This window comes from candidate division KSB1 bacterium (assembly GCA_034521575.1).
Lineage (GTDB): Bacteria > Zhuqueibacterota > Zhuqueibacteria > Residuimicrobiales > Krinioviventaceae > JAXHMJ01.
This window is the reverse complement of sequence record JAXHMJ010000002.1, coordinates 991,406-1,012,281: the sequence shown is the minus strand read 5'-3', so window position 1 is coordinate 1,012,281 and position 20,876 is coordinate 991,406. Positions and strand designations below refer to the sequence as shown.

The window sequence follows — 20,876 nt, the reverse complement described above, 5'->3', positions numbered from 1 at the left end:
TAAAGCGCATTATCAATTTTTTTATAATTTAAATGTTAAAGGTGAACAAGTCAAGTAGCATATTGTCATCATTTTCATTTGCAAAGGATACTTTTTGTTTTTCTTCGTTCGATCTGTTATATTGTTTGAATCTGAATCAACTCGAAATTTGAATCAAAAATGACACCAATGAGACGCAGAAACATAACATTAACCGAGGGCAATATTGCATCCAGTCTGGTGCACATGGTCTGGCCCATGCTTTTCGGTATGCTGGGCATGGTGGTGTTTAATCTGGCGGATACTTATTTCATCGGGCAAGTGGGTGTGAATGAACTCGCTGCGCTGGGATTTTCTTTTCCGGTGGTTATGCTGGTCACCAGTATTTCACTGGGAATGGGTATTGGCACGGCATCCCTGATTTCGCGCAGTATCGGCGGGGCTGATCATCTCACTGTCCGACGTTATGCCACCTCAGCGCTGTTCCTCGGAATTATGATCATTTTGGTATTCATTGCAGCCGGACAATTAACCATCCGTCCGCTGTTCTCAGTTCTCGGGGCAGAAGGTGAGATGCTCGAATTAATCCATGATTATATGAGTATCTGGTACTGGGGAATGATATTTGTCATTATTCCCATGATGGGCAACAATATCATCAGGGCCACCGGAGATACATTTACGCCGGGTATGATCATGCTTCTATCAGCGAGTGTGAATATTGTGCTTGATCCGTTTTTGATTTTCGGCCTGGGACCGTTTCCGGTACTGTCGCTGAAAGGTGCGGCATTGGCAACGGTATTCGGACGCGCAATGGGTATGGTGTTGACATTGTACATTCTGATAAAACGTGATCAATTACTCACTAAAAATCTTCCAACCCGACGCGATATCTTTCGAATTTGGGGAAAGGTTCTGTACATAGCCGGCCCTGCCGCGATCAGCATCTTGATTACACCGCTGTCCATCGGCATTATTACGCGCATTATTTCCCGTTACGGCGAACCCGCCGTTGCTGCATTCGGTGTGGTTACTCGCCTCGAAATGTTTGCCATGCTGTTTATCCATGCGCTGGGCTCGGTGATGATCATTTTTGTCGGACAAAATTGGGGGGCGGGACAAAAAGAACGCATTCTGCAGGGGTACCGGATCGGCGCCCTGTTTTCCGTGGGGTGGGGATTGATCCTGTTTATAGTTGCTCAGGTATTCTCGCACGAAATCGCCGGTGTGTTCAGCGACGATATGCAGGTTGTTGATATTACCGCCCAATACCTGGGGATTGTCTCCTTCAGCTATATGTTTATCGGCTTTCTGGTTCTCGGAATTTCTGTCTTTAACGGCGTCAACAAACCACTTCCGGCCACAGGCCTGACCGCATTGCGCATGGTCGGACTTTATGTGCCTACGTCTGTTCTCGCTGCCTGGTTTTGGGATATCAAAGGGATATTCTGGGCAGCGTTCACGGCAAATATTTTGACCGGTATTCTGGCCTATATTCTGGTTAGGGCATTTCTGAAGCGGAACACCGCAAGCTGAACGGCAGGCTGGTCACTGGTATGCTGATATGGGTGATACCGCCGATATTGCGCGCCCGAGCTTAAATCTGAAAAGGCTGTGGTTGATCCGAACCCCATTCCGGATTCCATGATGTTTTGCAGACTGCTGTCGTATCATAGCACATAATAGGTAATAAATGAAAAATCAGGAAAGCTGGATGCGCTGATTCACTGATGAACCGTATCATACAAAAACGACGCATCCGGCTAACCAAGGTCGGGGGGATGAATATCTGTTTTTATTTTTAGCAAGGTAAACCAGTTCAGTTATTCAGCTTGTGAATTTCAACACTTGCCGTAATGAACGGGCCGACACCTTTGCCGTCATTGCTGACTATATCCTCATTGATATAATATGAATAAGATCCATCCCTGCCGTATCCCAATCCGGCTGAACGGCAGATTTGATTCAAATTTAGGGTTCCGTCAGAATTTTCACTGACAAACTGATCGATTATTCCTTTATAGCCCCGGTCCGCTATCCGATGATACGATTCGTCCAGATATCCTTTTCTCACACCTTTGGCCAGGGCATAGGTGAACATACAGGACGCCGAAGCTTCAAGATAATTCCCGGCTTGCTCCGGTTTGTTCATGATCTGCCACCAGACACCACTGTCTTTGTCCTGGGTTTTTTTTATGGCTTTGGCCAGCCGGGCCAAAATATCCATCAGTTCTTTACGCTGCTGGTATTCTTTGGGCATGATTTCAATGACATCGACCAGCGCCATGGCATACCAGCCCATGCCACGCGCCCAGAATTCTGATGATTGGCCGGTTTTAGAATCCGCCCAGTCCTGGGTCTTTTTTTCATCCCAGCCATGGTATAACAGACCGGACCAGGCATTGCGTGTATGGGTTTCTGATAATTCAAACTGCAGCACAACATCGTCGTATATTTCAGGGTTGTTGAACAGTTTTCCGTATTCCGCATAGAACGGCGCGCCCATATACAAACCGTCCAGCCACATCTGGAACGGATATCTTTGTTTATGCCAGAATCCGCCCCCGGATGTACGCGGCTGCTCGATCAGTTGTTGATATAATAGATCTGCAGCTTTTTTGTATTTTTCATCGCCGGTTTCTTTGTACAGAAATAAAAGCATGCGGCCTTCATTGATTTCATCGATATTGTAATCATTGAGATCATAGTCGTTAATTGAACCATCCTCATTAACCGAAAAATCAACACTTTTTTTGATATACTCGTAATATTTTCGTTCGCCGGTCAACAGCCAGAGTTCTTCAAAGCCGCGCAAAACCGTGCCTGTCACATAATCCCACTTGTAATAATTGTCCGGATGCCTGACAATCACGGATTCCGCCATGCGGATCCCCCATTGCAGACCCCGGGACGGGGATTGTTTTTTCTCGGGTGTACAATACATGCCTGCAGATATACAGGCCAAGAGCAGTATCATTATCGGATATAATTTTTGTCTCGTCTTCATCGCTGGTTCCGCCGTTTTAAATATCTGGATAATATCTCCTGATTGTTTGCCTTCCCCGGATCATGCCAGGCCGGCATGAAACCGACCTGGCATTGCGGGGAGGTGAAATTATTTCAGCAGCATCATTTTTCTGACTTTGCTGAACGAGTTGGTTTTGATTTTGTAAAAATACAGTCCGGATGAATACCGGGCAGCGTCAAATGTCAATTTGTGGACACCGCTCTTGTAGGATTTATCCGTCAGTACTGTCACGGTCTGTCCGACTGCGTTGAAAATGGTCACGGTTACATGATCATCCTGAGGCAGCTGAAATTCGATCGTCGTCGTGGGATTGAACGGATTTGGATAATTCTGTCCCAGCGCATATTGATCCGGTACCGTTGCTTCTTCCGCTACACCGGTGTCATATCCGTCCACGATCAATCCTTCAGGAAAGGGTTCACCTTCACCCGGCGCATAGGCGTCGGAGAGATCAAGGATACACCAGTCCAGATAACCGCCGATGGCTTCACCTGAGCCGTCACCGATTTTAATGTAATTGTCACTGGTTGACTCGCCTGAAAGGCCCATAGTAACCGGCACTGGATTTTCGTCTACATAGATCCAGGATGTATCTCCGGAAACGGCAATTCGTATAGTATGCCATTGATACATATCCAGACCGCTGCTTACAACGGTATCCGATTTTATCAGTTCAAATTCACCGGTTTCGCCCCAGATACGCAGTTCATCACGGCTGCCGATGTTGGCGTTGCGCCACTGCAGGTCGAATACACGGTCATAAGCCGGATCATTTTCGCCCTTGATCCGCGCCATCATGGTATAGGCTTTTTTGCTATAGCCTTCCGGGAAATAATAACGGTACATACGTTCCCCATTCGGCTGCAGATATTTCAGGATCTTGTTGCCGGGAACATCCGGATCGTCCATGATCTCTTCGACAAAATCAGGACCCGGATTATCCTGGCTCATACTGGTGAGATCCAGAGAATCGCCGCCGCTTCCCGTCATTTGCGGCAGGATATTGGCGTCATACACTTTCCAGCCGGGAGCAATTGGAGCAATATAGGGATCCACATACAGGTCTTCGGGAACAGCCAGACCTTCACCCGGATCTGCTGCTCCATAGAGATTCAGAATGCACCAATCCAGATAACCACCAATGGCTTCACCGGACCCGTCGCCGATTTTGATGTAATTATCGTCGCTGGTCGAGGTAGACACGCCGGTGATGTATGGAGTCGAACGTTCATCGATATAAACGGCGACAGAATCACCAATTACAACAATGCGATAGGTGTGCCAATTATAAAGATTCAAGTCCACCTTGACTTCCACACCTGCTTTTTCCAGTTCCAGAGTGCTGTCTTCCGGCCAGATGCGCAGTTCATCGCGGGAATTGGCATTGCCGTTGCGCCATTGCAGATCAAAGACCCGGTCATAGGCGGGAGAATCAATACCGCGCACGCGCGCCATTAATGTGAACAGGGAATCTTTAAATTCTTCCTTGAAATAGTGGCGGTACATGCGTTCACCGTCGGGTTGCAGATATTTCAGCAGTTTGTTGTTTTCAATATCATTGTCATCCACAATGTCTTCGACAAATGTGGCGCCCGGCGAATCCTGACTGAAATCGGAGAGGTCAAGTGTGTCGCCGCCGGCTGTGGTTTCTCCCGGCAGGACGCCGGCGTCATAAACCAGCCAGTGGGGAATGTCAGGCGGAGCGGCCAGATCAACCTCAAGATAACCCGGAAGCGGCAAACCGTCACCCGGCACATTGGCCCCGTAAGTGTCCAGAATGCACCAATCGACATAACCGCCGATGGCATCGCCGGAGCCGTTGCCGAATTTGATGTACTTGGCGTCTGTCGATGAACCCGGAAGTGCCGCTGAGTACAGGTTCCTGAGCTTCATCCAGATAAACCGTCGCTACATCACCGTTGACCACAATTCTGAATGTATGCCATTCGTAAAAATCCACCGGCAGTTTGATTTCAGTTTCCGCTTTTTCCAGTTCCAGTACACTGTCCGCCGGGAAAATGCGCAGTTCATCGCGTGTACCGGCATTGCCGTTGCGCCATTGAATATCTATGGATCGGTCATAGGTTTCCGGATTGTTTTCGCCTTTAACCCGGATCATCAGTGTGAATGTTGAATCCTCATAAGATTCGATCAAAATAATGCCGGAACATGGTTTTGCCGTCGGGCTGCAGGTACTTTAACAGTTTGTTGCCTTCAATGTCCGGATCGTCAATGATTTCCTGCACCATATCCGCGCCCGGCGAGTTGTCGCTGACACTGGTGATGTCCAGCGTATCACCGCCACCGCCGGTATTCTCGGGCAACACGCTGCCTTCGTAGATCAGCCAGTGCGGGACGTCCTGGTTGCCGCCGTCTACAATTAAATGTTCGGGCAGAGCCGAACCTTCACCGGGCGCATAAGCGCCGGAACGATCCAGAATACACCAGTCCAGATAACCGCCGATGGCATCGCCGGTATCCGTCGCCGATCTTGATGTACTGATCGCCGCTGGACGAACCGGACACGCCGCTGATCTCGGCGACCGGGTACTCGTCAATGTAAACAGTCGCCTCATCACCGTTGACCGCGATACGGTAGGTATGCCATTCGTACAGGTCCATATCGACCTTGACCTCAACATCAGCTTTTTCCAGTTCCAGAGTGCTGTCTTCCGGGCTGATCCGCAGTTCATCGCGCGTGCCGGCATTTCCATTGCGCCATTGCAAATCAAACGCGCGGTCATAGGCTGCGTCGCGTTCGCCTTTGACGCGTGCCATGAGGGTGAACGCACTATCTGCATAGGCATCATCAAAGTAATACCGGTACATGGTTTTGCCGTCCGGATGCAGGTACTTTAGCAGTTTGTTACCGGCCAGATCCGGATCATCGATGATTTCCTGTACAAATCCTGCTCCTGGTGAGTTGTCACTGACGCTGGTGAGGTCCAGAGTATTTTCGGCTGTCGGTGTTTCAGAGGGCAGTATACTGGCATCATAAACCAGCCAGGGAGAAACCTCTTCCTGAGCGCCTTCGACATACAGATCTTCAGGCAGGGCATTGCCTTCGCCCGGAGCATAAGCACCGGAAGGGTCGAGAATGCACCAGTCCAGGTATCCGCCTATGGCATCACCGGAGCCGTCGCCGATTTTGATGTACTGATCACCGCTGGACGAACCGGAGACACCGCTGACCACAGCAACCGGATTTTCATCAATGTAAACAGTGGCTTTATCGCCATCGACTGCAATACGGTAGGTGTGCCATCCGTAAAGGTCCATATCGACTTTGATCTCAACATCGGCTTTTTCCAGTTCGAGAGTACTGTCCGCCGGCCAGATGCGCAGTTCGTCCCGGCTGCCGGCATTGGCGTTTCTCCATTGCAGATCAAATGCCCGGTCAAAGGCTTCATCGCGTTCAGCCTTTACCCGAGCCATAAGTGTAAACGCCGAGTCGCTGTAAGCATCATCAAAGTAATACCGGTACATAGTTTTGCCGTCCGGATGCAGGTACTTGAGTAATTGATTACCGGGAATATCCGGATCAGCAATAATTTCCTCGACAAAATTTTCGCCCGGTGAATTATCACTGACACTGGTGAGATCCAGTGTGTACTCTCCGGTCCCGGTTTCAGCCGGAAGCACACTGGCATCATAGATCAGCCACTGTGCATTCAGCTGTGTGACAGCAAACAACGCGCATATCACACCAAGGGTTACTATCCATCCTCTCTTCATGTTTCCTCCTTGTTTGGTTAAGTGTTCACATTTATAAGAGTTTTTTTCGCCTTCCCACAGTTCACTCTTGTTATGTGAACGATCCTAAAATCTGATACCCATTGAAAAACGGTTTACGCTGTTAAAGACATCAAAATTTGAATACGAATATGCAAAGTCTATATCATTCTTCCCGACTGCAGTTCGGATACCCAGCCCGGTTGACCAGTTCGCCACGTCCTGATTGGTCTGGTATCCGGCCCGCAGCGACAGGGCATTCCACAGTGTATAGTCTATACCAAAGTTAATCCGTTCGGTATAGTTGTTCGGATGTAAAAAGTCCAGAGCCAGAGTCAGGGAATTGGCGTCCGGATTGTCCATGGGAAAAAAGTCGAGAATATCCATGGCCAGCCCCATGGTGAACAGCAGGGGGAGCGGTTCAGATATTTCTTCACGTTTCAGATTCGAGGAAAAATTACGGATCGCCATTCCGAACCGAAAGCTCTTGAAACCGGTGTAATATTTCACCCCGGCATCCACCACCAGTTTTTGGGCATCGTTCTGCACGATGCTGCCGCCCATCATGTTTTCACCGAGATTTTGTCCGACGTACTTTAAATTACCGCCGATCAGAAACCGGTCGCTGACCGCATAGCCGTAGGTGAGCCCAAGGGCATAGGAACCGACATTGCTCAGTGTGCCGTTATCCTTGTACCCCAGGGGATACTGGGCCTGTTCACCGCCGCTCAATAAACTGGTGCCGTAGATTGTGCCGTAATCCACCCAAAGCGCAGAGAGTCCGATGGTTCCCAGATGTCGGCCGTTCCACACCACAGCGCCGGCCATATACTGGATATCAGCGATCCATTGGGTCATGTACATTTTCACATCAAACGCACTGTTGTTACTCAGTTCAGCGGCGCCCGCCGGATTGAAAAATATACTTTCAGCGCCTTCCCCCACGGCTGTGAACGTTTCTCCCATGGCGGCCGCTTTCGGGGAAACATTCACCAATAGAAAATTCATGGTGCTCTGGGCGACTTTGGTCAAACCGACCTGCGCCCGCGCGGCCGGAACCGCGGTCATGGCAACGATCAATATCATGAATAAGTGTTTACAGAATTTCATGAGAACATTCTCCTTGTTTCTTAGCGGACGACCACAAATTTTTGATAAGAGACAGAGCCGTCGGGTTTTTCAAAAACAGCGATGTATACGCCGCTGTTGATGATTTGCTGATTTTTTGTGATCATATCCCAGTTCACGTGTCCGGAATTCACCGGACTGTCGTGTTCAATCGTCTGGACCAGGTCACCGTGTTCTGTAAAGATCTTGATGGTGATCCTGGAGGCAGGTTGAAAAACTGAATCGCACGCTGATCTGTGAATCCCTGTTCCACCAGCAGAGGATCATTGATATTGTATGGGTTCGGCACGATTCGGATTTTGTTCAGGTCCTGTTGTGAAAAATGCGGAGGATTGATCCAGTAAATATTGGGCTCCAGTACCCGGCTGCTGTAAATGAGTTTGCCGCGGCTGGTGGGATGTGCCTTTAAATCATTCTCCGGAATACGCGCTATGGCCTGAATATAGTAATAGTACTGGGCGCCGATCAGCACATCCTTGTCCACATAAAGATGTTCATCAGCTTTATCATCAGGACTTGTTCTGTAAATTTCCTGATAAAACACGGTGTCCATATTGGAGATTCGGCGCATAATCCGGTGTCCGGCAAAATTGTCCATCTCCTCAGCCCCGCTATTCGACCAGCGGATTTCAACGCCGGTACCGAGTCCGGTGATCTCAACCATGGAAGGGGGAGGCGGAGCCTGCGGCACCTGGTACTTTTGTTTAAAATTCCATTTGGCCCGACTGGCGCTTTTCATAACTGAATCGATACCGGTGCTGAGCCAGCGGTCTTTGATCTTGTCCATTTCTGTGGCGCCTTGAGGAAATACAAAATTGTCTGGAAAATATCCGCTGCGTTCATTCGGAATGCCCGGCGGATCTTTTAGGGTTTCTTCCAACCACTGTTCACCCACCTGTTTGGCCATTTCAAGGCTCAGACCGGTATAGCCGCTCGCATAAACAATGCGGATGCTTTTGCCGGGTTCAAGAGTGTAAGGCCCAAAGCTGGACCACATTTTAGAGTTGCCGGCCTGATGGCTGCCGCCGGGATGACTGGCATAATCCGCACTGCCCATTTCATCACTGTTGCCGCCGTGAAATGTGTTCGGCCAGGTATTGCCGGTCATAGGCCAGAATTCAGAATAGCCGCCCCGAATTGCCCAGTAATTTTTACTGCCGAATTCATCCCCCTGTTCATTATAGGGAATCAGATTGTCTTTGCCGATATAGGTAACGCGCGGCTGTAGAAAATCATCCTGGTCTTCCGAAGGATCGGAAAACGGTGTTTCGGATGCATGCAGTATAGAATACCAGATATAGTTGGGATTTAAAAGCCGTCCGCCCTGAGACGGCGCCGGCGCGCCCATATCATCTCCGGTTTCTTCCGGCTCATCGGCGCTGTACTCGTAAAACACACGCAGTGAATCACCCACTCGTCCGCCGTAATAATGCTGCCAGGTGACAGCCGGATCAAAACGCTCCCCGGCCGCCGGACTGGGATTGTTGCCGTTTGAACGAAATGTGTTTTCTCCGTTTAATTTCATATTGATATAAAAATCATAGAGTGTCGAGTCGATGACACTGGTTAGGGTGACATCCACCAGAATATAATCATTGTGAAAATTCTGCGTCCAGGCCATGATCTTGCGCTTGACCTCAACACCGAGAATGTTTTCCGTCGTCACTTTAAGGACCTGATCGTAGGTTTCCTCGCCGAATTGTTCCGGCGCATGAGCGCCAAACGGTTCCAGATCAACCGTCTGAAAATCTACCGTCTCTTCCGGATAGGTGTAACGGATAAAATTGGTCATGGGCTCGACCACTTTGCCGATCGGCCTGAATTCATTTGTCGGACCGTAAATAGCGGCAATATGCAGGGAATCCAGCGGATCCACCCAGTTGGTGGTGGTCAACTGAAAACCGCCTCCGGCCCAGGCTTCCCGGTATTGGCCACGGACCCCCAATATGTCATAATCATTCGGAAAAAATCCTGCACGATAATCGAAATTACCCTTGCCGCCGTTCGCCGTAACACCGCACCAAACATGTCCCATGCGGATTTGTGCCTTTTCAAGTTCGGGCTGGGTTTGGGCGATCAGTGCAGAAGAGCCTGCAATCAGGGCTGCAACCATCACCGTCAGCAGCGGCATATACAATATTTTGTTTTTGAAAAAATTTAGAACATTCATTAAAGACTCCATAGTTTAGAAACTGAACCGCAAACCGAACCAGATATCTCTGGGTCTGCCATAATACCAGTATGTATTTTTGGGATCATTGATATACGATTGATCCGATGAACGCAGATCACCGACCTTGTCATCGCCGGGTATAAAATATCCCGGATAGCGTTCCCGCAGCTGATCATACTTTGGCGAATCGTAACGCGGCAGCTGCAGAGAGGCCATGTACCGGAAAAAGTCCGGACGTTCCTCCATATCCGTACCGGATACGTATTCAAAGGCATACCCGCGATGCATCATGTTCATTTTTAAATTCAGTACATTGCTGGCATCAATGTAAAAGGTGGTATTGAGTCCGCCGATGCTGAATGTTTTGGTCACTTTCATATCCAGCATATAATAACTCGGCCAGCGCATATTGTCACTCACATGCAGTTCGTTCAGAGGATTCCAGGTAAAATAATCTCCGGCTTCCCATTCTCCGAACAGGGTCAAATTCCAGCTGCCGAGGACATGCAGCCCCATCAGCTCCGGACCCCAGTCGCGCGGCGAACGAAATGTGATGTTAGCGTTCAGTTCCGGTACGGGAAGGGCGCGCGATTCCTGACCTCTGTACAGCCCTTCCTGGTCGTTGTTGATGGTCACGTCGGTTATCAGTTCACGGCCGCTGAGACCGGATTTTTTTAGCATATAATTGAAATTGACCCAGCCCGTTACCCAGCTGTTGTCCTTTTTGGCGATATTGATCTCGAATCCCTGAATGTCCTCATATTCATTGTTGGCCCAGGCATCGTAATCCAGGTTTCCGGCCGCATTCTGGTATGTGATTTCACCATGCTTGCCGGTTACATCTTTCGAATACCCGGACAACCGCACCACCAGATTCTGGTAAATGTTCACGGCCGTACCCAGTTCGTAAGAGATGGTGCGAGGCGGTGCCAGATTGGGATTTGACATGTCGTACAGCCCGTTCTTGTCATAGCGGTAGCGGTACAGATACATGGTGTAATAGGGCGGATTGGAGCGGAAATGCCCATAGTTAAAGTAAAATTTTGAATTCACGGTGATCGGGAAGGAAATACCGATGCGCGGACTGACCGTGAAATGGTTTTTAATCGGCTTTAGGAATCCCGGATGTTCTTCATCATATTCTTTCCAGGTGTCCCAGATATAGGATTTGCCGCGTTCCAGATATTCAAACAGCACTGAATCCTCTGCAAAGGCCTGCGGCGTGAATACTTCTGTGGCAAACGGGTCACCCGTGGGCCACTGGCCCCCGCCGCCGTAATAGTAATCAAAACGAAGTCCAAGATTGGCGATGATATTCGAATAACTGATTTGATCCTGAATGAAAACACCGGTCTGGCTGGGTGTGCGGTGATAGTTGAATTCATAAACGTTGTAATAATTTTCGTTTCCATTTTTCCCAGAGTTCGTGATCCAGATCGATATAATTGTATTCAAAGCCGCCTTTGACATAGTGATGGTGACCGATCTGCGAATTTAGTTCAAATTTGGCTCTATACTGGCTTGTGTTGGTATTGTCGTACAGATCACCTTCCTTGCGCCGGAAACGTCTCGGAACGCCCGGAAGCGCATCATAACTCGGGTACTCGAATCCGTCGAGAATATTCAGGCCGTACTGCAGTTTACCGTAAGGCATTTCAGACACCGGAAACGGACCGAAATGAAGTCAGTACGGTATTGTCGCGTGTGTTTCCGGTAGGCGAGTCGTTCTGGATATTCATAGCGCTCAGGGTCAGTTCCCAGAACATAGACGAGTTGAGTATATGATTGATCGTCAATCCGCCCATCAGAGTATTCTGTTCCAAAATGGGATAAAACGGTTGATCGTACCAGTAATCCGGGTTTTTGTGAATGTATTTAATGTTGTTAATGGGCATAAAGCCGCCTTCCCGGCTGGCGTCCGGAAAATCTCCCCAGGGTGGCCGGATGGGACTCATGCCTTTTTGGTATTTATGCAGACCATTAAAAGTTAGTGACAGACTTTCAGTCGGATTGGCTTTGACGGTGGCCAGCGTGGTATATGTTTTTTCATTCGAACGGGTGACCGGCATGATGTAATTGCGCTCTCTCGAGTTATTAGAGATGTAAAACGTCGCGTCTCCGATATACTTGCCGATCAGCGGCAAAGGACCGCCGAACCCGCCGTCAAAGTTCCAGTCCACACCGCCTTCCTGGCGTTGATGTTCGGCAAACAGTCTTTTGTGTTCCTCGGACACCGTATATCCCTGCTCCGCCAGACCTTCATAGTCAGGTTCAGCCATGTGCATCCAGGTGCCCAGCAGATAATAATCCAGGGGTGTGGCATGATCTTCCGGTTCTTTGCCCATATTGTAAATCTGTGCAGCCAGATTCCACCCGCTAAAACTCAGATGCTGCTCCTGAAGATAAGGATCATCTGCCCATGCATCGCGGGTGCCCACAAAAGCAACGTCCGGATCCAGAAACGGACGCAGCGCCGGACTGTGCGGATCGTAAAAGGAGGGACCGAATCGGCGAAGATGATCGGTGTTGCGCGAATAGCTGAATGTTCCATGATACCCGTCTTTATTGCCGCTTTTGGTGGTCACATTGATCAGACCGGACCGAAAATTTCCATATTCTGCATTATATCCGCCGGACAGCAGCGAGACCTGTTCAATAGCGCTCAGCGGTATGCTGGTTTCTGCATTGCCCACTGCTGCATTGTTGTAGGCCAGACCGTTCACCATCATACCGGTCTGGTCAGCGGAACCGCCGCGGATAGAGAGATAGCCGTTCTGTTCTGAAACGCCGGGAAGTTTGGTCAGGAACGAGTTGATTTCACGGATACCGGTGGCATCCTGCAGCTGTACATCCGAGATCACCAGCTGCGTATTTGAAACTTCTTTGTGCAGTCTCATCTCGCTCCGCCATGACCACAACTTCTTCGCCCTGCATCACCGAAGGCTTCAGCATAAAATCAAGGTTGGTGGTCCGGTTCATCGAGACCATAACACCGGTTTTAATCCGGGTTTCATATCCCATCATGGTGGCTTTGACACGGTATTGACCCACCGGAACGTTAATGATGATGAACCGGCCCTGTAGATCCGCGGCAGCGCCCAGATTGGTATTTTCTATCATCACATTCGCCGCTGCCAGGGGTTCGCCGGTGCTGGCATCCCGTACCGTACCGGAAATACGGCTCCGGTTCTGGGCCTGTGCAGCCGTTTGTATCATCAATAACAATAGAATGGATAGTATCAAGATGATTGATTGTTTTGCAATTATTCTCCTGTGAAACATAATGTTTTCCTTTCAAAGGATACGAGCGAAAATTGTCCAGTCTGCAGCATGCTCTACCGCAGCAATTGCATTTTGATAACACGGGTTTTGTTGCCGTGTGTTAATACAGCGAAATACAATCCGGATGCCACGTGTTGATGGTTGGCATGTGTTCCGTTCCATTCAGCTGTATGCACTCCCGCCTGGCAAAGCTCCCGGATCAGGGTGTTCACCAGCTGGCCGCGCATGTTATAAATATTCAGCTCAACATAGTCTGCCCGGGGCAAATTAAATTCAATCCGTGTGCTGGGATTGAACGGATTGGGATAATTTTTCAGCAATGTAAATGACTCGGGCAAATCCGGAGAATCGGCGATGCCGCTGGGATTCGAAACCAGGCCGTTGATATACCGTTCGAGCATGGTATAGCCTCTTGCATCCGTGAGATTGCGGTCGGATGCGTCATTGGCATCCAGTCCGTTATCTGATTCCCAGTCATCCGGCATGCCGTCCTGATCCGAATCTGCAGGAGCTGCTGCGCTGCTGAGTATCGGCCATCCGCCGACTTGATCCTGGGAATCAATAATGCCGCGCACCACAGAGGTGTCGGAAAATCCTTGAGCCGCTTCGTAATAAAATCCTTCATAGGTGGCTGTACCGCTTTCCACTTCGCTCAGAATACGGCTGTCCACTGCATCCTGGGTGGGAAAGTTTGCACCCACATCCTGCAATACGTCTGCATAGGCTTCTTCGGCGCTTTGGGTGGTTTCAATATGAAAGGGAAAGGGCGTATCGACGCCGATAATGGATTTGACCGCTGAACCGCCCTGCACACCGCCTGACCAGTTGTCCGCGGAGATGTCAGGAAATCCTTCCACCACATTTTCTGCAACATACCATCGTCCTTCGATTCCGGAAGGATTGACAATCCGGTCGCGCACTGACTCTTTGGTGGCCGGTCCGGCTTTGAAATAATTGGCAACCATATTGATGGTGCCGCCTTCACCGCCGTAGGCGCTGTTAAAGCCCCAGTTGTAGACGACATTATTGCGAAAGTCGACATTCACGCACAGTGATGTGCTGCCGCCGGAGAACCGGGGATTGCGGCTGGAATGATGTGCCAGCAGATTGTGATGAAAACTGGCATTGTCTCCGCCCCAAATACCGCCGTATCCGTGTGCGCCCTTTTCATGATGTGAATAGTACAGACTTTCGGAAACCAGACAGCGCTGAATAGTCAGGCTGTCAATCCCGTAGAATGAAAACGCTTCGTCCACACTCCAGCTGGCGGAACAATGATCCAGGATTGCATTTTTGCAATACCGGCCCCATGCGGCATCGGATTCTTCGCCGGATTCATCGCCGAGGCGAAACCGCATATACCGAATGATCACCTCGTTGTGATTGACATATAGTGTGTGATCTTTGATACAAATCCCGTCGCCGGGCGCGGTTTGTCCGGCAATGGTGATATATGGACTTTTAATTTTCAGATCGGATTCCAGTTCAATCGTCCCTGAAACCTGAAACACAACAGTGCGCGGTCCGCTGGCTTCAATGGCTTCTCGCAGGCTGCCGGGTCCGCTGTCGCCGAGATGGGTGACAATATAAACCTCACCGCCGCGGCCCCCGCGCGTAAAACGTCCTGCGCCCTCAGCGCCGGGAAAAGCCAGTGTGCGGGTGTGTCCGTATAACGGTATCAAAAAAATAGCTATTAAAAGACTATAGACCCTCAATATTCTCATCAGCTCTTACCTTTCCCAATGTTGCCCCCCGTTGCGTATACCGGCCGGCGATTCAAACCGGCCGGCGATTGATTCTGTTTTATTTTAAAACGGTCATTTTTTTGGTCATGCTTTGACCGGCGGACTGCAACTGATACAGATAGACGCCCGTGGGCAGGCTCTCTGCATCTACACGGATCCGGTGCGTACCGGCTGACATTGTCTGATTAATCAGTTCCTTGATTTCATGTCCGAGCAGATCATAAATCGCAAGACGTGTGTGCCCGGCCTTGTCCAGAGTGAAGGAAATCGAGGTCACGGGATTGAACGGATTGGGATAATTCTGGTCCAGGGTGAATCCGTTCGGAGGCTGCGTTGGTTTCAACACCGGTTGCATGAATAGCCCAGCGGGGATCGCCGATGGCGCCGCCGTTTTCACCAAATGTAAGCAGCTGGTGAGCCTTCCGGCAGGGTGAAATCGCCGTTCTCCGGGCCTGCAAATTCAGGATCCACGTTCAGTGTATCCGAGACCGGATGATCGCGCCAGGTGCGGTTTCCTACATCCCACATACAAATATTATTGATCACGGCCTGATCCGGGGTCAAAGTTTCCTTGATGTTGATGACGGTCTTGTCCTTGTTGATCTGTTTTACCAGAATGCTGTTGCTGACTTTCCATTGTCCCAGATGCGGCCCCTTGGCGCAGAGAATGATCTCACGCCCGTCTTCGGTGCCGATATTGTACCAGGTGGTATGATCGATCAGGGCTGAAGGAGTGTGTTCCGGCAGGTTGCTTTCTGCAGGTCCGGCGACGCGGAATCCGTAACTGGAAATGGTGTTAAACGTTGAATTGGTCACTTGAATATAATGGGCGCCGCAGTATTTGTAATAGACAGACGTGCCGGTGCGTTCCACCACACAATTGTCCACAAACGTTGAATCGACGATCAGATTGCCGCGCATTTCAGAACCACCGGCAGCCAGAACATCACTGACAAAATCGTGGATATAGCAGTTTTCAACACGGATGTTATTGACCGTGGTGGGAGCGGGAAATTCGCCAAGATAAAACGTAACTGCATATTCAGCGCTCATTTCACCGGCATAACTTCCGTCCAGTTCCAGATTGCGCAGGGTCAGGGAAGCATTGTCCCCGACCTCAAACAAGCGGATTGTACTTTCACCGTCGGGTGGAGTGAGGATCTGCAATTTTGCCTTGTCCGGTTCTTCTTCTGTGCTTTCAACATCAATGGTCAGCCTTTTATCGACAATCGTACCAAATGTATAAGCGCTGGATTCTGTGTATTCACCGCCCGGAACCAGCTCGAGGATATCACCGTCCGCGGCATCTGTGATCGCCTGGGAGAGGGTGCCGTCGCCCGGTGCGACGTAGGTTTGTGCTACAAGCCCTGTCGCCAGTAAAAGGCTCAATAGTAGCAAATGTTTTCTCATTGTGGACCTCCTTGTTAACTGTGACTGTTTATATGATAAACTACGCTATTCGTTTACCAGACTGTTTAAATACTGTTCAAGAACGGTATAGCCGTCAGGTGTCAGATTGCGGGAATCGGCGGGTTCGTCCGGATCGAGACCATGCGTGTCTTCCCACACATCCGGAAGTCCGTCCTGATCCCGGTCCGGGGGAGCGGGATCGCAGTGCAGCTCCGGCCAGCCGCCGACCTGGGTTTGTGAATCGATAATACCGCTTTGTTCGCCATACTTGCCGCCATACGTGGCGGTGCCGGTGCGTATTTCCCGGATGATGCGTTTGTCCAGACTGTCGCGTTTCGGAAAAATGGCGCCGCAGGTTTGCAGTACCTGTTCGTATGCCTGTTCAGGTGTCTGTGTCGCCACCGGCGCGACCTGAAAGGGTGTGTCAACCCGGGCGCTGTTTTTATGTTTGCCCTGAACCCCGCCGGCCCAGTTGTCTGCTGTAACTTTCGGGAAACCATGTACCCGGTTTTCCGCCACATACCATTTGCCCTTGGCATCGTACGGCTCTACAATCCGGTTCCGGTGCCGCGAAGCCGGTCCGGCTTTATAATAGTTTGCGATGATATTTTGACGTCCGCCTTCGCCGCCGTAGCTGCTGTTAAAGCCCCAGTTATAAATGACATTGTTGCGGAAATCCGTCAGTTCGCGAACCGGTTTGGATTGATGCCGACTGCCGTTAAAACGGGGGGTACGACTGGCATGGTGTGCAAAACAATTATGATGAAAACTGGCGCCCATGCCACCCCAGATACCGCCGTATCCGTGCGGACCTTTATGATGCGCTGAATGGTGCAAACTTTCGGAAATCAGGCACCACTGGACGCTACTGTTCTCATTGTTCCAGAATGATGCCACTTCATCGTTGCCCCAACTGAACGAACAATGATCGACAAGTATGTCTTTCTGACCGACACAGCTGATGGCATCGGTTTCCACATGAGCTTTGTCGCCGGGACGCACCCTTATGTAGCGGATGATAATATTGTCCGCTTTAATTAAAACAGGATAATTCTTTATACAGATACCATCACCCGGAGCGGTCTGACCGGCAAGGGTCAGACCGCTTTCACGGATGATGAGCGGAGAGTTGAGATTAATGTGTCCTGAAACACGAAACAAGATGGTTCGTTTGCCGGGAGTTTCAACGGCCTGACGCAGACTGCCGGGACCGTTGTCATTCAAGTTGGTCACATAGTACACCTGTCCGCCGCGCCCGCCGGTTGTGTAGCGTCCGAAACCTTCAGCCCCCGGAAATGCCGGAATGCGGGAGATCGCCGGTGCTGTTATAGTCAGGCATATCAGAAAAAAGACGATACAGCAATGTGAAAATGATGGTTTGATATTAGATCCTTTCGGCATTTTCTTCAGGAACCGTCATCGGTTCACCGTTGATTTTGACCTCTGAGAGTCTCAGGTCTTTGACATGATTCAGAATATTGCCCTGCTCGACACCGTTAAATTTACAGGAATCCAGATAGATATGGGTGATCGGAGATCGTTCGTACCCTTCCAAAAGCAGCGCATATTTGCTTTTTTCACTGGTTACATTTTTCAAATGAATGTTGCGCACCACCGGCGTATAGTCGCCCGCATCTCCGTTTTCATAATGGAAATATACGCGCAGGATGGCGTCTGCCACCTGACCGATCCTGACATTGCGCATATATATATGTTCCACCGTACCGCCGCGCAGCGAGTTGGTTTTGATGCGCAGGGCGCGGTCCAGATTAGGGCTGTCCATGACACAATCCTCGACAAACACATTGCGGCAGCCGCCGGTCATTTCACTGCCGATAACCACACCGCCATGTCCGTCCTTCATACGGCAGTTGCGGATAATTACATTTTCAGTGGGTGTGTCCACGCGCCTGCCGTCACCGTTTCGTCCGGCTTTCAGGGCAATACAATCATCGCCGGTATCAAAATAACAGTTCTCAATCAGGATATTTTTACTGCTCTCCGGATTGCAGCCGTCGTTGTTCGGCCCGTGCGAGTCGATGGTTACATTGCGGACAGTGATATTCTCACTTAAAACCGGATGGATCTCCCACATGGGAGAGCGTTTCAGAGTCAGACCGTCAATCAGGATATTCTTACAGCGATAAAACTGAATAAAATTGACCCGAAGATAATGTCCTGGACCGAACACGCGTTCCTGCACCGGTGCATTGTCTTCACCCATCTGAAACAGTCTATCGCGATCCGCCTTTTGGTGCGGCATACCTTCCTGCCAACCATGATCCTGTTTTTTTGCCCATGACCACCAGTGTGTTTCATCCGCCTGACCGTCCAGAGTACCCTCGCCGGTGAGGGCAATGTTTTCCAGATTATATCCGTAAATGAGTGGTGAATAGTTCATACATTCAACACCTTCAAAACGGGTGTAAACCACCGGCAAATAATCTTCAAGATTCCGGCTAAAGAGTATGGTAGCACCATCACTGATATGCAGATTGACATTGCTTTTTAAATGGATCGCGCCTGTGAGATATTTGCCTTGCGGTACAATGACACGGCCGCCGCCCGAATCATGACAGGCTGCAATAGCCTGCACAAATGCCTCTGTGCAATCGGTGACCCCGTCTCCTTGAGCGCCAAAGTCGGTCACGTCAAACGAGCGTTCCGGAAATTGAGGCGGTTTGATCTGTTCCAGAATCTCAGATACCTGGTCCCAGCCTGTGGTCGGCGAGGGTGTGCCTGCGCAGGAAACCAGCACGAACAGACCCAGTGTAAGTAGATAAATTCGTTTGTTGAGGAGGGTTTTCATAGGATTGATTCGCGTTAGGTTTATGGTATTTAAATTACACTATAATAAACAGGTTTTGTCCGTTAAATAAAAGTAATAAACGGTGAAAAACAGTGAACAACATTAGACAACATCCATCAACAGACTAGAACGGGCTGTCTTTACCGAAAATGTTCCTGATACAAAGGTTATTAAAGATATTATACGTTTCAATAAAAAAATATCGGTAACGCCTGTTAAAGTCTTGCATTTATGGCACGAAACTATTACATTCGAACAGCTTCACCGGTTCAGGAATTTTTTTATCCATCTTAATTGTCACCGCCGCTGTTTTAGAGATTGAAAGCATATGGGCCTTGATTACAAATATAAAAAGAGTCTTGAAAAGATATTAAACAGTCAGGAATTTTCCCACTCTAAAATTTATCAGCAGTTTCTCCGTTACCTGGTTCACGCATCCAGTGAGGGAGAGGCTCCAAAAGAAACCACGATTGCCATTGATGTCTTTGGCAAAGACTCTTCATTTAACCCTGCCGAAGACACCACCGTCCGGTCACATATTTATACGCTACGAAAAAAACTGCAGAGTTATTATTACAGTGAAGGCCGGAAAGACAAGTATCGACTGCGGATTCCCAAGGGGCATTATGAGGCGAAATTTGTTCCCAATGTAGAGAGTATCTATCATCCCAAAAATATTGTTTCAGTGCTGAAAACATATTATCATTGGCTGATCATTGCTGCGCTCTGCGCGCTTGTTTTTCTGCTCTGGCAGCAGAATCAAAGCCTTGAACAGGATATTGATGCTTATACGGTGCTGAGTGAGTCTGATCCGGTCTGGCAAGAGTATCTGAGTTCAGAAAAATCGATTCTGGTTATACTGGGGAATCATTTTTTCTTTGACGAGTACAGTGAAAAATATGAGGAATTTATTGCCATGCGGCATCCCAAAGTCAATTCAATGCAAGACTTTGAGGCGTACCGCAAACGGCGTCCGGGGGTGACCTATCAGGTGACCAATGAGCCGTATTTCCCGTATCACAGCATCTGGAGTCTGCCACCGGTCTTGGAACTTTTTTATTCCGTGCACAAACGTCCCATACTGCGCAAGTCATCCGAGATCAGTCCTCAGATCCTGGATGAATATCATATTCTGTTTCTGGGCAGCATTAAAACACTGTACAAGCTGAAACACACCCTGTTGAAATCCAATTTTGATTTCGAAATTTCACCGCACAAGGTATTTTATACCGATCCGGAGAGTGGAAAAAGACAGGTGTTCGAAACCACGCTGCATTCACCCGGACCCAATGAGGACCTGGTTCTGGCGCTCAAGCTGCCGGGGCCGGATAACAATTCGATCTTTATTATCGCGTCCTACCATTCTCTCGGTGCGCCGGAAATCTCAAAGTTTATGACGTCCCTGTCCATGCGCAAACCCATGAATGACATGCTCATGCAGAAATACGGCAAGATTCCGCAGTATTTTGAGGCGCTGTTTCGCGTCACCGGGATTGACAAGACCGCCTATAACACCGAGATTCTGATCCTTAATAAAATTACTTCGGACGATATTGTGACTGCCGCGGCTCGTGATTCTCTGAACTGACA

18 protein-coding genes are annotated in these 20,876 nt (G+C 49.4%); 2 read left to right on the top strand and 16 right to left on the bottom strand.

What is annotated here, in order from left to right; all coding sequences use genetic code 11:
- The first annotated feature begins 168 nt into the window (after positions 1 to 168).
- The gene (locus U5R06_07505) at positions 169 to 1,515 is read left to right on the top strand and encodes an MATE family efflux transporter (protein MDZ7722652.1); all 1,347 of its coding nucleotides are present in this window, start codon (positions 169 to 171) and stop codon (positions 1,513 to 1,515) included.
- 283 nt (positions 1,516 to 1,798) lie between these two features.
- Here the strand turns inward: U5R06_07505 and U5R06_07500 are convergent, their stop codons facing one another.
- From U5R06_07500 to U5R06_07425, 16 genes are all read right to left on the bottom strand, one after another.
- Positions 1,799 to 2,986, bottom strand: coding sequence for a glycoside hydrolase family 88 protein (locus tag U5R06_07500; protein ID MDZ7722651.1), 1,188 nt, complete (start codon positions 2,984 to 2,986; stop codon positions 1,799 to 1,801).
- Between the two features lie 108 nt (positions 2,987 to 3,094).
- Positions 3,095 to 3,556, bottom strand: a complete 462-nt coding sequence (locus U5R06_07495) for a T9SS type A sorting domain-containing protein (GenBank protein ID MDZ7722650.1) — start codon at positions 3,554 to 3,556, stop codon at positions 3,095 to 3,097.
- 1,195 nt (positions 3,557 to 4,751) lie between these two features.
- Entirely contained in the window at positions 4,752 to 5,162 is a 411-nt protein-coding gene (locus tag U5R06_07490; GenBank protein ID MDZ7722649.1) for a hypothetical protein, read from the bottom strand.
- Positions 5,146 to 5,331, bottom strand: a complete 186-nt coding sequence (locus U5R06_07485; protein ID MDZ7722648.1) for a hypothetical protein — start codon at positions 5,329 to 5,331, stop codon at positions 5,146 to 5,148. The genes U5R06_07490 and U5R06_07485 overlap by 17 nt, the downstream gene beginning before the upstream one ends.
- Before the next feature lie 82 nt (positions 5,332 to 5,413).
- Positions 5,414 to 6,742 carry a hypothetical protein gene (locus U5R06_07480; GenBank protein ID MDZ7722647.1) on the bottom strand — a complete coding sequence of 443 codons (1,329 nt, stop codon included), beginning with the start codon at positions 6,740 to 6,742 and terminating at the stop codon, positions 5,414 to 5,416.
- An 84-nt stretch (positions 6,743 to 6,826) separates the two neighbouring features.
- Positions 6,827 to 7,849, bottom strand: a complete 1,023-nt coding sequence (locus U5R06_07475; GenBank protein MDZ7722646.1) for a PorV/PorQ family protein — start codon at positions 7,847 to 7,849, stop codon at positions 6,827 to 6,829.
- A gap of 148 nt (positions 7,850 to 7,997) precedes the next feature.
- Entirely contained in the window at positions 7,998 to 10,037 is a 2,040-nt protein-coding gene (locus tag U5R06_07470; GenBank protein ID MDZ7722645.1) for a hypothetical protein, read from the bottom strand.
- A 15-nt stretch (positions 10,038 to 10,052) separates the two neighbouring features.
- Positions 10,053 to 11,495, bottom strand: a complete 1,443-nt coding sequence (locus U5R06_07465; GenBank protein MDZ7722644.1) for a hypothetical protein — start codon at positions 11,493 to 11,495, stop codon at positions 10,053 to 10,055.
- Entirely contained in the window at positions 11,422 to 11,694 is a 273-nt protein-coding gene (locus U5R06_07460) for a hypothetical protein (GenBank protein MDZ7722643.1), read from the bottom strand. Before U5R06_07460 ends, U5R06_07465 begins: the two co-directional genes overlap by 74 nt.
- A 1-nt stretch (position 11,695) precedes the next feature.
- Positions 11,696 to 12,937 carry a Plug domain-containing protein gene (locus U5R06_07455; protein MDZ7722642.1) on the bottom strand — a complete coding sequence of 414 codons (1,242 nt, stop codon included), beginning with the start codon at positions 12,935 to 12,937 and terminating at the stop codon, positions 11,696 to 11,698.
- Complete coding sequence (locus U5R06_07450; protein ID MDZ7722641.1) at positions 12,858 to 13,322, bottom strand: carboxypeptidase-like regulatory domain-containing protein; 465 nt, start codon at positions 13,320 to 13,322, stop codon at positions 12,858 to 12,860. Before U5R06_07450 ends, U5R06_07455 begins: the two co-directional genes overlap by 80 nt.
- 53 nt (positions 13,323 to 13,375) lie before the next feature.
- Positions 13,376 to 15,046, bottom strand: coding sequence for a T9SS type A sorting domain-containing protein (locus tag U5R06_07445; protein ID MDZ7722640.1), 1,671 nt, complete (start codon positions 15,044 to 15,046; stop codon positions 13,376 to 13,378).
- A 79-nt stretch (positions 15,047 to 15,125) separates the two neighbouring features.
- A complete protein-coding gene (locus U5R06_07440) occupies positions 15,126 to 15,410 on the bottom strand; it encodes a T9SS type A sorting domain-containing protein (protein ID MDZ7722639.1) in 285 nt (94 codons plus the stop codon).
- Positions 15,411 to 15,460: 50 nt separating this feature from the next.
- The gene (locus tag U5R06_07435) at positions 15,461 to 16,477 is read right to left on the bottom strand and encodes a DUF5123 domain-containing protein (protein MDZ7722638.1); all 1,017 of its coding nucleotides are present in this window, start codon (positions 16,475 to 16,477) and stop codon (positions 15,461 to 15,463) included.
- A 45-nt stretch (positions 16,478 to 16,522) separates the two neighbouring features.
- The gene (locus U5R06_07430; GenBank protein ID MDZ7722637.1) at positions 16,523 to 17,878 is read right to left on the bottom strand and encodes a pectate lyase; all 1,356 of its coding nucleotides are present in this window, start codon (positions 17,876 to 17,878) and stop codon (positions 16,523 to 16,525) included.
- Positions 17,862 to 19,286 carry a glycoside hydrolase family 28 protein gene (locus tag U5R06_07425; protein ID MDZ7722636.1) on the bottom strand — a complete coding sequence of 475 codons (1,425 nt, stop codon included), beginning with the start codon at positions 19,284 to 19,286 and terminating at the stop codon, positions 17,862 to 17,864. The genes U5R06_07430 and U5R06_07425 overlap by 17 nt, the downstream gene beginning before the upstream one ends.
- A 328-nt stretch (positions 19,287 to 19,614) precedes the next feature.
- On the opposite strand from U5R06_07425, the gene U5R06_07420 reads away from it, so the two are divergent.
- The gene (locus tag U5R06_07420; protein MDZ7722635.1) at positions 19,615 to 20,874 is read left to right on the top strand and encodes a hypothetical protein; all 1,260 of its coding nucleotides are present in this window, start codon (positions 19,615 to 19,617) and stop codon (positions 20,872 to 20,874) included.
- Positions 20,875 to 20,876 lie beyond the last annotated feature (2 nt).